At 38.4% G+C, this 12,618-nt stretch carries 16 protein-coding genes; 4 read left to right on the top strand and 12 right to left on the bottom strand.

The annotated features are described in order from the left end of the window. Positions 1 to 62: 62 nt before the first annotated feature. The 10 genes from H6F45_RS21600 to tnpA form a co-directional block, all read right to left on the bottom strand. The gene (locus H6F45_RS21600; RefSeq protein WP_137667957.1) at positions 63 to 293 is read right to left on the bottom strand and encodes a DUF433 domain-containing protein; all 231 of its coding nucleotides are present in this window, start codon (positions 291 to 293) and stop codon (positions 63 to 65) included. A 92-nt stretch (positions 294 to 385) separates the two neighbouring features. Then, on the bottom strand, positions 386 to 475 hold the full coding sequence (locus H6F45_RS27125; protein WP_268932442.1) for a type II toxin-antitoxin system HicA family toxin: 90 nt from the start codon (positions 473 to 475) through the stop codon (positions 386 to 388). Between the two features lie 182 nt (positions 476 to 657). Then, positions 658 to 1,113 carry a DUF29 domain-containing protein gene (locus tag H6F45_RS21595; protein WP_137667956.1) on the bottom strand — a complete coding sequence of 152 codons (456 nt, stop codon included), beginning with the start codon at positions 1,111 to 1,113 and terminating at the stop codon, positions 658 to 660. Between the two features lie 112 nt (positions 1,114 to 1,225). After that, positions 1,226 to 1,924: an urea ABC transporter ATP-binding subunit UrtE gene (urtE, locus tag H6F45_RS21590; protein WP_096569244.1), complete on the bottom strand. Its 699-nt coding sequence runs from the start codon at positions 1,922 to 1,924 to the stop codon at positions 1,226 to 1,228. A 72-nt stretch (positions 1,925 to 1,996) separates the two neighbouring features. After that, the gene (gene urtD, locus H6F45_RS21585) at positions 1,997 to 2,743 is read right to left on the bottom strand and encodes an urea ABC transporter ATP-binding protein UrtD (RefSeq protein ID WP_096569247.1); all 747 of its coding nucleotides are present in this window, start codon (positions 2,741 to 2,743) and stop codon (positions 1,997 to 1,999) included. Continuing rightward, positions 2,718 to 3,839 (bottom strand): urea ABC transporter permease subunit UrtC, encoded by a 1,122-nt coding sequence (gene urtC, locus H6F45_RS21580; RefSeq protein WP_096572716.1) that lies wholly within the window; start codon positions 3,837 to 3,839, stop codon positions 2,718 to 2,720. Before urtC ends, urtD begins: the two co-directional genes overlap by 26 nt. 19 nt (positions 3,840 to 3,858) lie before the next feature. Continuing rightward, on the bottom strand, positions 3,859 to 5,013 hold the full coding sequence (locus H6F45_RS21575) for a branched-chain amino acid ABC transporter permease (RefSeq protein ID WP_190348352.1): 1,155 nt from the start codon (positions 5,011 to 5,013) through the stop codon (positions 3,859 to 3,861). Positions 5,014 to 5,069: 56 nt separating this feature from the next. Beyond that, a complete protein-coding gene (urtA, locus tag H6F45_RS21570; RefSeq protein ID WP_137668118.1) occupies positions 5,070 to 6,380 on the bottom strand; it encodes an urea ABC transporter substrate-binding protein in 1,311 nt (436 codons plus the stop codon). A gap of 504 nt (positions 6,381 to 6,884) precedes the next feature. Next, positions 6,885 to 7,199, bottom strand: coding sequence for a YkvA family protein (locus H6F45_RS21565; RefSeq protein ID WP_096569257.1), 315 nt, complete (start codon positions 7,197 to 7,199; stop codon positions 6,885 to 6,887). Positions 7,200 to 7,518: 319 nt separating this feature from the next. Further along, positions 7,519 to 7,947, bottom strand: a complete 429-nt coding sequence (gene tnpA, locus H6F45_RS21560; RefSeq protein WP_096569260.1) for an IS200/IS605 family transposase — start codon at positions 7,945 to 7,947, stop codon at positions 7,519 to 7,521. Between the two features lie 64 nt (positions 7,948 to 8,011). Here tnpA and H6F45_RS21555 point away from each other — a divergent pair, with 64 nt between their 5' ends. The 4 genes from H6F45_RS21555 to H6F45_RS21540 all read left to right on the top strand — a co-directional run bounded on the left by H6F45_RS21555 (position 8,012) and on the right by H6F45_RS21540 (position 10,884). Further along, positions 8,012 to 8,695 carry an RNA-guided endonuclease TnpB family protein gene (locus H6F45_RS21555; protein WP_236104087.1) on the top strand — a complete coding sequence of 228 codons (684 nt, stop codon included), beginning with the start codon at positions 8,012 to 8,014 and terminating at the stop codon, positions 8,693 to 8,695. Further along, positions 8,683 to 9,480, top strand: coding sequence for a MotA/TolQ/ExbB proton channel family protein (locus tag H6F45_RS21550; protein ID WP_096569263.1), 798 nt, complete (start codon positions 8,683 to 8,685; stop codon positions 9,478 to 9,480). The genes H6F45_RS21555 and H6F45_RS21550 overlap by 13 nt, the downstream gene beginning before the upstream one ends. Continuing rightward, complete coding sequence (locus tag H6F45_RS21545; protein ID WP_137668121.1) at positions 9,470 to 10,132, top strand: biopolymer transporter ExbD; 663 nt, start codon at positions 9,470 to 9,472, stop codon at positions 10,130 to 10,132. Before H6F45_RS21550 ends, H6F45_RS21545 begins: the two co-directional genes overlap by 11 nt. Before the next feature lie 389 nt (positions 10,133 to 10,521). Then, positions 10,522 to 10,884 carry a phage holin family protein gene (locus H6F45_RS21540; RefSeq protein ID WP_096569269.1) on the top strand — a complete coding sequence of 121 codons (363 nt, stop codon included), beginning with the start codon at positions 10,522 to 10,524 and terminating at the stop codon, positions 10,882 to 10,884. A 299-nt stretch (positions 10,885 to 11,183) separates the two neighbouring features. Here the strand turns inward: H6F45_RS21540 and psb29 are convergent, their stop codons facing one another. Both psb29 and H6F45_RS21530 read right to left on the bottom strand, forming a co-directional pair. Continuing rightward, complete coding sequence (gene psb29 / locus H6F45_RS21535; protein WP_096569272.1) at positions 11,184 to 11,888, bottom strand: photosystem II biogenesis protein Psp29; 705 nt, start codon at positions 11,886 to 11,888, stop codon at positions 11,184 to 11,186. A gap of 135 nt (positions 11,889 to 12,023) precedes the next feature. Further along, on the bottom strand, positions 12,024 to 12,398 hold the full coding sequence (locus tag H6F45_RS21530) for an STAS domain-containing protein (RefSeq protein WP_096569275.1): 375 nt from the start codon (positions 12,396 to 12,398) through the stop codon (positions 12,024 to 12,026). Positions 12,399 to 12,618 lie beyond the last annotated feature (220 nt).

Here is a 12,618-nt window from a genome sequence, read left to right as displayed (position 1 = left end):
ATATTATCAGTATATCAAGAACTTAGTAAAATTCATTTTAATTCTTAATAAAAATATGATTACTACGCAGTTCTAATAGAATAAACTTTTTCTTGAGTTAACCAAGCTGCATAAAGTAAAGATTGACGAATATCTTCAGCTTCTAAATCAGGATATTCTTCTAAAATTTCCTCTATCGGTTTACCATTAGCTACTAAATTTACCACTAAAGAAACAGGTATTCTCATTCCTCGAATACAAGCTTGTCCTGCCATAATTTGTCTATCAAATGTAATTCTGTCTAAATTTAACATAAAAATATTTGTTCTTCACTATCTTTGATAGTAGCATAAATTTATCTATAAAAAAGAATGTTTGGGAACTTGAGGAGGTGCGATCAACAAAATTAATCTAAATCTTCCTCAGTCAAACCAGCATCTTTCAAAATACTTCTGAGTGTACCAGTAGGTAAATCACGATTACCATTTATTTTCATGGACAATTTGTTGGAATAAATATAAATATCATATCAGAAATTATAAAAAATTTCTCAGTAAATCCAAGTAAATCCAACTTAGCGATCACGCAAGTGCTGACTGGTCGGTTCGCTGTTTTGGAGGTTGAGGAAGTGCGATCGCATAGCTTACCGTAGGTATCGTTTAACAACAGAAATTATGATTAAACTGGAAAAAAATCAGCATCTAAAATTTCATCAGAGGAAAAAGGATTATCTTCAGGAAAAATAGATAAAGGAAGTCCAGTTTCAATCGCTGCTTCTTTACGAGCGTGGTGATAACAATTATCCAAAACTTCTAAATAATAGCCTTTTAAACTAGGACTATCTAAAAACGCATCTTGTAATCTTTGACGATGTTCATATATTGTATACAACCAACTATTTGACCTGTTTTGAGGTTGAAAATTGTATTTAAGCAAGTGCATAATTAAAACTCGTAAATTACTTTTTAAAGCATTTTTTTCACTTCTTCCCATACTTTCAACTTCTTCAATTAAATTTTCTAATTCTAATTCTGAAAACTGCTTATTCTTTAATAAAGAAGCGGTTTTTTCAATCCATAAATTATAATCTTCTGCATAAAAATTATTAGTTAATATCATAGATGGATGTGTCATAGTTTTCTCCTTAATTCCTGTAGTTTTTGTCGATTACAAAACGAAGTGCGGAATGTGGGTTAGTAGTGAGGATTTGACTTTACGGTAAAATACTTAATCAAAATTAAACAAATTAAACAGCTAAAAACTTTTGAATCACATCCTGACTCAGTTCTGTGGTGAAACCAGAGGCGACAATACCACCTTTTTGCATGGCGTAATAGTAATCAGCCTGACGGACAAAGTGTAAGTGTTGTTCTACTAATAACACAGAAATCCCTTTGGTTTCTACGATGCGACGTACTGCGGCTTCAATTTCCAGGATGATTGAGGGTTGTATTCCTTCGGTGGGTTCATCTAAGACGAGTAACTGTGGTTCTCCCATCAAAGCACGGGCGATCGCTAACTGTTGTTGTTGTCCACCGCTCAAGTCACCACCCATCCGGGATAACATAGTTTTCAACACCGGAAATAAGCTAAAAACTTCTTCAGAAATTTCTGCTTTTCTTGATTGTTTCTGTCTAGCTTCTAACCCTAGAAGTAAATTTTCTCTGACTGTTAACCGGGGGATGATCTCTCGTCCTTGAGGAACATAACCAATTCCCATTTTTGCCCTTTGGTCTGGAGATTTGGAGTTAATTAATTCTCCATTTAAGTTAATTGTACCACTGCGGGGTGAGAGTAACCCCATAATTGTTTTAAGTAGAGTGGTTTTACCTACACCATTACGTCCAATTAAACAGATCATTTGCCCTGGTGGTACGCTTAAATCTACGTTGCGTAAAATATGGCTTTCACCGTAGTAAACGTTAAGTTGAGAAATTTTTAGCATCAGTTTTTTGATTCTCAATAGCGGTTATGATTTATCTAAACTCCAGACCATCGGGGTTAAAAAACAGCAGTTTTATTCTGGCTGTTCTCCTAGATATACTTCGATCACACGAGGGTCATTTTGGACTTGTTCAAAACTCCCCTGACATAGTACGGAACCTTCATGTAATACTGTTACCGTCTTGGCAATTTGGCGCACAAATTCCATATCGTGTTCAATGACTAGAATTGAATGGCTTTGGGCGAGTGTTAATAGTAGTTGTCCGATATTATAGGTTTCTTCGTCCGTTAACCCTGCAACTGGTTCATCAACTAGTAATAAGTCGGGGGACTGTGCTACTAACATCCCAATTTCTAAACGTTGCTTTTCTCCGTGGGAAAGTAAACCGGCGGGAATGTCTGCTTTAGGGGTTAAACCAACTGTTTCTAATAAGCCTTTAATACTATTGTTTTCCGTAGCATGAGGGGGATTAAATAGGGTGGAAAATACATTTTTGTGGCGGTTAATAGTAATTTCTAGGTTTTCACGGGGGGTTAAGTTGAGGTAAATTCGCGGTGTTTGGAATTTTCGCCCAATTCCTAAGCGGGCGATTTCATGTTCAGGTAAAGAACGGAGATTTTTACCTTTGAATAAAACTCTCCCAACTGTTGGTTGTACTTTCCCGGTAATTACATCCAGAAAGGTGGTTTTTCCCGCACCGTTGGGACCAATTACTACCCGCAACTCTCCCGCATCCATACTAAAGTTGAGTTGATTGATAGCTTTAAAACCATCAAAACTGACGGTGACGTTTTCAGTTTCCAAGATTTTCGCGTTCATGTTGCACTTCTGGGTCTGCTTCTAAGGTGGGATATGTGGGGATTGGGCGGGGGCGATGGAAAAAAGAAATCTCTTGCTTTTTTAACCATCCCATGAGACCGTCAGGTAAGACTGTGACGACTATTAAAAATAGTGCGCCTTGAAAAAATAGCCAAATTTCGGCAAATTGTTCACTTAAAAAAGTACGGGCATAATTGACTAATAAAGTACCGACTATCGCCCCGGTTAAGGTAGCGCGTCCCCCCACCGCCACCCAAATCACCATTTCAATAGAAAAACCAATATCCATGGTTCGAGGTGATACAGATCCACTTTGAAGTGTATAAAATGCTCCTGCTATACCAGCGATCGCACCGGATACCGCAAACACTAAAACTTTAAATTCTGTGGGGTTATAGCCAGAAAATCGCACCCGACTTTCATCATCTCGAATAGCGATTAATAATCGCCCAAAGCGTCCACTTGTCAACCAGCGACAAATACCATAGGTGAGGGCGAGAACAAGTACCGTCAGGGTATAGAAAATGAATTGGGTTTGGGAGTCACTGACATTGACCCCAAATAAGGTTCTAAAACCTGTGAGTCCGTTAGTACCGTTAAACAGTTGTTGTTGACCATTAAAGAAGTTGAAAAATATAATCACTGCGGCTTGGGTTAATATGGAAAAATAAACCCCCTTGAGGCGATTACGAAATACTAAGTATCCTAATAATCCCGCTAGTAAGCCAGGAATGAACACCACCGCCACGGTAGCGACGGGAAAAGAATAGAAAGGATACCAAAACCAAGGAAGTTCTTTCACTCCATACAACCCCATAAAATCAGGTAATTCCCCTGAGGGGACTTGGAGTTTTAGGTACATGGCGATCGCATATCCCCCCAAACCAAAGAAAATCCCATGTCCCAAACTCAGCAACCCGGTATAACCCCAGATTAAATCCAGACCCAAAGCCACAATAGCCAGGGACAAAAACCGCCCCAGTAGATTCAACCGAAACCCAGACAGCATTGCTGGTATAATTAAAATCAGGATCAGTGCGATCGCTACCACCGCCCCAATCTCAATTAAAATTAACCTTCCTCCCTTCTGACTCATGCTCTGCGTCCTTTGTGGTTTAAACATCAACAGTACGACCTTTCTGGGGAAAAATTCCCCCAGGCTTCCACTGTAAAAACGCGATAATCAGTGCAAACACTAACACCTTAGCCATACTTGTGGTTGCAAAGAAATTCAACAAATCGGCTAAAGGTTGAATAGGAGATAATACCAAGGCTAGAGTCCCAGAACCAATTAAGAAATTAGCCGTACCAATTCCCAAAGCCGCCATAATAGTTCCTGCTAAATTCCCCACACCACCGACTACTACTACCATAAAGGTATCAATAATATAATTTTGTCCGGTGTTGGGTCCTACAGAACCGAGTAAACTAATAGCACAACCAGCTACACCAGCCAACCCCGAACCCAGAGCGAAGGTGATAGCATCCACCTTTTGAGTAGGGATACCCAAACAAGCACTCATACTGCGATTTTGGGTGACAGCACGAATCCTTAATCCCCAGTTAGAACGCTGTAAAAATAGATAAATTCCTCCTACACAAATTATTGTCAAAGCCATAATAAACAAGCGAGCATAAGGTAATTGGAGACCACCTACAGACATTCCCTTTTGCAACCAACCAGGAGCAGTCACATCTACATTTTGAGCGCCAAACCAAGGTTGAGTAAACACCTGTTGCTCACTCAATAAATTTCCCATTGTTATTGTTATACCCAGAGATAGTAACAACAACAATCCTACAAACCATTTACTAACTTTCCCCCCATTACTCCGAGCATTTAAAACCCGTAAACCTCCAAAAAACAACACACAAAATAGGAAGATGCCAACTACTAATAACCAATTCACACTGCGAACAAACTGTTGAAAAATTAAACTCACCCCCCAAGTAGCTAGGAGAGTTTCTAAAGGTCGTCCATACAGATAACGAATCACCCCCCGTTCTAACACTAACCCCACAAGAGCAGTGAATAGAAAAGCAATCATCAAAGCCAAAAATATATAAGAATCAAACCACACTCCCCCCAACTGTTTGCAGCCATTTTGTACCACAAAAGTCGTATAAGCTCCCAACATCATCAATTCACCATGGGCCATATTAATCACGCCCATCAAACCAAATATAATGGCTAGTCCCAAAGCAGCAATTAATAATACTGCTCCAATACTAATACCATTAAATAAAGCTTCCAAAAAACCTATTAACACTTATTTATCCTCAAAAAATATCAATAGTCAATGGTCATTGACTATTGACCATTAACTTAAACTTGCTTGTACTTACCACCTTTAGCTGGGTCTGACCAATCACAGCCAAATCCTTTAGTTTCTGGAACAAATTGATTCCAAGGAATTGGCTCTACTGGTGCGGGGGTAGCATAGACAATATCGAATAAACCATCTTGTCTCACTTGACCAATGCGGACAATTTTCGACAAGTGATGATTGGCGTTCATGGTCACTTTACCTTCTGGTGCATCTAAAGTTTGACCATAGGCCGCAGCGCGAACTTTATTTAAGTCAGTTGTTCCAGCTTTTTCTACTGCTTGTTTCCATAAATAAACGGCGATGTATGCTGCTTCCATGGGGTCGTTAATTACCCGGTCTGCACCATACTCTTTTTTAAAAGCTGCTACAAACTTTTTATTTGCAGGTGTGTCTACTGTTTGAAAGTAATTCCAAGCTGCATAGTGACCTTGGAGATATTCAACACCAATGGCTTTAACTTCCTCTTCTGCAATACTTACAGACATAGAGGGATATTTATCTGCTGTTAATCCAGCCCCTTTTAATTGTTTGAAAAATGCCACATTGCTGTCACCATTGAGGGTGTTATAAATTACGCCACCATTGGGTAAAGCTTGCCTAATTTTAGAGATGATAGGTGTAACTTCTACGTTACCAAGTGGTAAATAATCTTCACCAACAGTTTTTCCACCTAAAGCCTGCAATTGAGCTTTAATAATGGTGTTGGCAGTCCGGGGAAATACGTAGTCAGAACCTACTAAAAAGAATTCTTTGCCTTTATTTTTTAACATCCAATCAACAGATGGTTCAATTTGTTGATTGGGAGCCGCACCAGTATAGAAAATGTTTTTAGAACATTCTTGACCTTCATACTGTACTGGGTACCAGAGCATATGGTCTTTACTCTCAAATACCGGCTTAACATTCTTGCGACTAGCAGAGGTCCAACAACCAAAAATGACAACAGTTTGATCTTGATCAATTAGTTTGGTAGCTTTTTCTCTAAAGGTATCCCAGTTAGAAGCGCCATCTTCAGTAATCGCTTGAATTTGTTTACCTAACACACCACCAGCAGCATTAATTTCTTTAATTGCTAATCTTTCAGCATCAACAACGCTTCTTTCACTGATGGCCATTGTCCCGCTCAAGGAGTGTAAAATACCTACTTTGATGGTACTATTGCTATCTGTAGCGGTATCACTACTGCCATTGGTAACAGTATCAGTAGCAGTGGGTGAGTCATTCCCGCAAGCCTTGAGTAAAAGGCTAGTACCGATAGTTGCAGAACTATAAAGTAAAAACTTCCTTCGGTTAAATTGTTTACCCATATTTTGGTTATTTTGTTACACTATCAGATTTGATGATAGTTCGACACTTTACTATGAAAAAGTTATCTAATATACAAAATTTTAATAAAGAAGCGGTTTTTTCAATAGACTTCTCCGAAAAAGATGTAGGGACAATTCATGAATTGTCCCTACGAATGGGTTTCAGGTTATGCTTATGTAATTTTCGGAGATGTCTAATACATAAATTATAATCTTCTGCATAAAGATTATTAGTTAATATCATAGGTTGATGTGTCATAGTCTTCTCCTTGGTAAAGATTTAAATTAAACTTTTAATTTGCGTCTTTGCGTGAGATAAAAAAGGATTTTACGAAGTTAAAGAAGTGAATATAAATTATCCAGCAATAGGAATTTCCATGATAAAAAAAGCGATTAACTACAAAACATTTCCCAGTTAATCGCTTAATAAATATCATCAACCCCTAGGTAAAAGCTGATTACTGATTACTGATAGCTGAATGCTTACGTATTTTTTCCCTAAAACTACTTTACAGAAACAGCATCAACATCAACCGTATTATCTACAGTATTATCTGTAGATGTAGACTCATTGACGCTAGATTCAACATCACCTTTACGAGCTTTCCAACCGTCAATTACCAATCCAGAAACTTCTGAAACCAGCAATGTTAACAAAACCAGGTCATCAATTTGACCAACAACAGGGATAAAATCAGGAGCAATATCAATAGGACTAACAAGATAAGCTATTGTACCGATAATTACCCACCAACGATATTTAGGGTTACGCAGTACATTGCGATACCAAGTGTAAAGCGATTGAATAGAGAAGCTCATATTTTTAACCTCTAGTACCTGCAATTAACTTCTATTTTGGCAAATTATCTTCTAAACTCCCGGTAGGAATAACCGCCCTTTGGAGTATAGAAGATGGGTAATAGTCATGCTTTGTTAACTACTTAGGGTTTGCTGAAAAAGTCTTGTCGTGGAGACAGGGAACTCTTAACAGGGAACAGTTTCAAGAGTTCGATGGGAGCGATTTTTCCTTTGTGTAGAAATTAAATGCAAGGTTTTTGAGTTCCCACCTCGTAAAGTCTTGCACTTTTTTAACTTCCAGCAGGCTAAGACCCTTTACTTGTAATATTTTCACATTTATTCAGCAAGCCCTATTTGGTTGTTTTTGGTTTTGGACATATTGCTTGACGGTTTCCAGGGAAGCACCGCCAACAGATATAACGCAATAAGCATCTGTCCAAAAACTAGGATCTTCTTTTTTCCAATAAAACTGTTTTAGATATTCCTGAAATTCGCTTCTAATAATTCTGCTAGATGCAGATTTTAGCGAACTAACAAATTGAGAAATATTGTTGTCTGGGTGTAAGTCTACCAATAGATGAACATGATTTTCTTCTCCACTAAATTCGAGTAATTTACTCTTTCGCTTAGAGCATACACGGTCAAGAACTTCTTGTAGCTTACCTAATATTGCTTGATTGATAACATCCTTATGATATTTGGTTACTAGCACTATATGTAACTGAATGTTGTAAACAGCATGAGAAGCCCTGTTTAGGGTAGTTTCCATATTGACAACCGATTATAGAGTGACTATAATTAACAATACATCAAAACCAAAGAGGTGATAAATAGTGGCATTGCGTAGAGCAACATTTAGACTATATCCAACCCAGAAAATAAATGAAACATTGCTCTACCACCGCAGACTCCACAAGGATCTGTATAATGTTGCTGTTTATCACCGCAAAACCGAATATCAAAAGTTTGGTAAATCGGTTAAATATCTAGATCAACAAAATTGTCTACCAGAGTTCAAGGAGCAGTGGACAGAATATAAACATATCAATTCCCAAGCATTACAAGCAACACTAAAAAGAGTTGACTTTGCATTCAACAGATTTTTGGTGGGTTTAGCAAAATACCCCAAACTAAGATCAATTAGACATTATTCTGGTTGGACATATCCATCTGGTACAGGATGGAAAGTACACTCAATTGGCGATAACGGTTATTTGGAATTAGCTAAAATAGGTCAAATTCAAATGCGTGGTAAAGCTAGGTTATGGGGAAATCCTAAAACCTGTGATATTGTTTACCGCAAGGGTAAATGGTATGCCTCTATCGCATTAGAAGTTGATGATGAAATACTCAAAAATAGTCGTCAAACCAATACCGGGACAATAGCAATTGATTTAGGTTGTACAGATACAATTGCTTGGACTAATGGTGACAAAGATGGACTAATTGAAGCACCGAGATTTTTGAGTAAACAGAATAGTAATGGAGAGAGGAAACCTACAAAGTGGATATTTTAGATTTGTTTAACAAGGGCGGTCCAGCGATGTGGCCTTTGCTGGTGCTGTCAGTCCTATCTTTGAGTGTGATTTTTGAGCGTCTTTGGTTCTGGTTGCGGATCTTGACCCAGGAAAAAGAAATTGTAGAGCGCGTTTTAGATGCTGCTACCGATAATTGGGAAATAGCTACGGAAATCGCCCAAAAAGCCATTGATCAGCCCATAGGACGTTTTCTCTATGCACCCCTACGCTTACAAAAAAGTGATGCGGAAACCTTCCGACTAGCGTTAGAGTCCACAGCAGCAGAAGAAGTAGCAGGGATGCGGAGAGGAGAAAAACTCTTGGAATCTGTGATTGCTCTCTCCCCACTGTTAGGATTATTGGGTACGGTTTTAGGTTTGATTCAGTCCTTGCGAGCAATTAGAATAGGTGACTTGGGTACTGAATCTACAGCTGGCGTAACTACAGGGATTGGCGAATCTTTGATTAGTACGGCCGCTGGGTTAATAGTTGCGATCGTCACTTTGGTATTTTATCGCCTGTTTCAAGGTTTTGTTGTTAACCAAGTTAAAGTTTTTAATAAAGCTGGCAATGATTTAGAGTTGCTTTACCGTCAGTCTCCACCAGATCCCAACAAAAGTACATTAGGAATAGTACGGGAACCCACACAGGAACGTTTTACTTCACCCCGTAAGCGACGCAAAAATAATTCTACTCCAACCCCAGAACCAGCTTCAGATACAACAGATAAAACAGACCAAAATCCCTTTCCTGACTCCCCACCAGAGCTAGAAAATGAAAGTTAACTTACATACTCCCATCGAAGAAGTTCAAATTCAAATCATTCCTTTAATTGATGTTGTTTTTTGTATCCTGACTTTCTTTTTGTTAGCAGCTTTGCAATTTACCAGACAACAGGCAATTAATGTGGATTTACCCAAAGCCAGCACAGGTACTACTTCCTCTGCTAGTTCACAGCTACGAAGTGACATTTTACCTGTAACTATTGATGCTGTTGGTCAAATTTACATTGAAAAAGAAGCTGTGAGACGGGAAGAGTTGCAAGCACGATTAAAGCAGTATATCCAAACAAATCCTAATGGTATTTTGTTGCTGAATGCCTCTCGTACAGCAACTTATAATGATGTGATTCAAACATTAGATTTGCTCCGACAAGTGGGAGGTAATCGTGTTTCTTTGGGAATTATTCCTGGAGCATCTCAACCACTGACTAATTCACCAAACTTGTCTACTACCCCGGTTGTACCAATACCTAATACTGTACCAACACCGGGAACTGACCCCCAAAATAATTTTAACCCTTCTCTACCCTCTGCACCCAATCCATTTCCAGCACCAGAGCAAGGGATTAATCCGGGAATTTCGCCCATAGTTCCCAACAACACCACACCCCAAGTACCTGTACCGCAAAATAGCGATTCTGCACCACAAAGGTGACACAATTTTAATCAAATTTTCTCAGTCTAAATTCCCTCAAACCCGGTTGCATAATATGGGCTAGGGGGAATTTTATTTTTAGCAATATCAAGAAATATTAGATAAACCTAAAGATATTTAAAATAAATCACTGTAGAGAAAAAACCTCTGCTAATTTATAAATAATTGGTTAAGCTACAAAGATTTTCCCATCAATAGACCAAGTATTTTATCGCGTAAATTCCGCTATCAGCACTCAGTGGGCGATTAGAAATCGCGGCTACATAGGCAAAACTCACCGAGGTGGATTTGGTTTGTGTAGTAGCGAATTATATTCGCCGATAGGGAAGCTTTTAAAACATTCTCTGACTTGATCGCCAATCACCATTTACGTTTCAAGGGTTGCGGCAATGAATATTACGACTCTGTTAATTGTTTGGATAGTCACGTCTATCAGTTTGTGGATTATTAGTAAGTTGCCTGTGGGTGTGGAAATTGATTCTCCACAGAAAGCGGTTTTTTCCGCAGCAGTTCTTGGTATTATTACCGCATTAGTTAGACCCATTTTAGGCGTTGTATTTACGATACCAAATTTAGCCACTTTTGACTTATTATCTGGTATCTTTACATTCATGATTGCTGTTGTTTGTTTTAGTATTGCTGCTTGGTTAGTAGAAGGTTTTCGCTTACGTTATGGGATTTGGAGTGCTGTTTTAGGGGCTTTTGCACTCACCATTATTAACAATATAATTTACAAATTACTGGGTGTGTAAATAGTTCATGATTCGTAATTCGTAATTCGTAATTCGTAATTCTTAATTGTCAGCATTCAGCTATTGGCTTTCAGTAGTCAGATTTTTAATGCTTACAGAAAAATCACTATTTGATAATTAACAAATTTATCAAATATTCTGACTCCTGACCCCTAAGTTCTGAATTCTTACTTGTAATGAGAATTGACAGCTTTGTACATTTTTCTCGTTGTCAATTAGGTTGCTTGGCATAAATAATCAATAATTTAATTTGATGCTCTGCAACTTTTAATTACGAATTACGAATCACGAATTACAGATTATTCGTTACTGGGAGGAGCTACCGGAGCAGTGGATTTTTGCTGACGTTGATCGCGTTTTTTCCGATCTGCAGCCAGCATATCTGCCATTACTATCAGTGCTTGTGCCATCTTATCGAGATTAGAACGATATAGCTCTAAATCCTTGGTAATTTTATCTTCAGATAGGTGTAAACCTAGAGCGATCGCTTTTAGCCCCTCATTACGTTGCTGGTCATCTTTGACAAATTCAGCATCTGCCAATTCCAATAATGAAAATAAACCAATGGCAAACAAGCGGCTGTATTTAAAATGAGGATTTTGAGCAATAGCTTGTAGTTGTGCTTGCAAATCGACATCTTGATAGAATTGAGTGGTTTGGCTCAACCAAGCAATTAAATCCTTAACTGGCAAACTATGTGCTACAGCTTGCAATCTAGCTGCATCTTGTCGATACCGTTGGGGATCTTGCTCTACAGCCTGAATCATGGCTTTAAAAATAGATGCTAAGTCCTGTTCCGGTTGATAGCCTTGCATGAAGCGGTCAAAAGTGGTGACAACCCCCAAGGCATAAATTGGATTGTAGCTAAAATCAACATTTACTGACAGCAGATGCATTTCCACCATCAACTCTTCCACTACCCGACGGTAAATAGTGTTGATGGGACGGGTATGAAGATTATAGAAAGTTCGCTTTGTATCAGAGACGGTACGGACGTTATTCACAAAGAAAATGTTAAGGGCGACGTATTTTTATTTTCTCGTTTAAAGGCTACTTTGCCAAGTTATGCAAGATATGAGGTTAACAGCTAGTTTCGCAAAAATTCTCTTTTTCCCCTTCTGACTCCTGACTCCTGACTCCTATTCGTTCTTGACCAAGTTGAGGAATAATCTTTCCAAAGCTTCTGCTTCAGTTTCAAAAATTTCAAAGACTGTATCCATCATTGTCACCTCAAAGACAAGTTTGGCCTCTGGATGGATATTGCAGATCAGGAAACTACCCTTCGCTTTATCAGCATCACGCATTCCCGCCACTAAGGAAGTAAGACCAGAACTATCAATAAAATTTACCTGCTCCAGATTGACAACTACATGACGACTGAGTTTAGAAATACACTCTTGTAACTTCAGGCGAAATTGCCAAGCAGTAGTGATGTCTAAACGATGATCAGTTGGTTTCAAGACAATTACAGTATTCCCGTCTAGGTTTGTATAGGTTTTTTGGTCTATATTCACTGTTGTCTCCGTGATATTGTCCTGAAAATAAACTACTTTTTCACTTTTTTATATAGACTTCATAAATTGGTGATTGTTTAAATTTCACCATCAACCGTATATTTTCCAGAATCCTCAATCAGCTAATTAAATCAAATATTACAGGATTCTCTCTGTTTGATCTTGAACATGAGCCGGCTATAACTACAAACTGAGAATTTTGACTCAATGCCTATATTGT

Source organism: Sphaerospermopsis sp. FACHB-1194, from assembly GCF_014696235.1.
GTDB lineage: Bacteria > Cyanobacteriota > Cyanobacteriia > Cyanobacteriales > Nostocaceae > Sphaerospermopsis > Sphaerospermopsis kisseleviana.
Note: the sequence above shows the minus strand (reverse complement) of the source record. Positions and strands in the feature narration are given on the sequence as shown.

Coding starts and splice junctions, on each gene's coding strand:
- H6F45_RS21600 (WP_137667957.1), bottom strand. CDS start 293: ATGTTAAATTTAGACAGAATTACATTTGATAGACAAATTATGGCAGGA.
- urtA (WP_137668118.1), bottom strand. CDS start 6,380: ATGGGTAAACAATTTAACCGAAGGAAGTTTTTACTTTATAGTTCTGCA.
- H6F45_RS21545 (WP_137668121.1), top strand. CDS start 9,470: ATGAAAGTTAACTTACATACTCCCATCGAAGAAGTTCAAATTCAAATC.
- H6F45_RS21540 (WP_096569269.1), top strand. CDS start 10,522: ATGAATATTACGACTCTGTTAATTGTTTGGATAGTCACGTCTATCAGT.
- urtC (WP_096572716.1), bottom strand. CDS start 3,839: ATGAGTCAGAAGGGAGGAAGGTTAATTTTAATTGAGATTGGGGCGGTG.
- urtD (WP_096569247.1), bottom strand. CDS start 2,743: ATGAACGCGAAAATCTTGGAAACTGAAAACGTCACCGTCAGTTTTGAT.
- tnpA (WP_096569260.1), bottom strand. CDS start 7,947: ATGGAAACTACCCTAAACAGGGCTTCTCATGCTGTTTACAACATTCAG.
- H6F45_RS21595 (WP_137667956.1), bottom strand. CDS start 1,113: ATGACACATCCATCTATGATATTAACTAATAATTTTTATGCAGAAGAT.
- H6F45_RS21565 (WP_096569257.1), bottom strand. CDS start 7,199: ATGAGCTTCTCTATTCAATCGCTTTACACTTGGTATCGCAATGTACTG.
- H6F45_RS27125 (WP_268932442.1), bottom strand. CDS start 475: ATGAAAATAAATGGTAATCGTGATTTACCTACTGGTACACTCAGAAGT.
- urtE (WP_096569244.1), bottom strand. CDS start 1,924: ATGCTAAAAATTTCTCAACTTAACGTTTACTACGGTGAAAGCCATATT.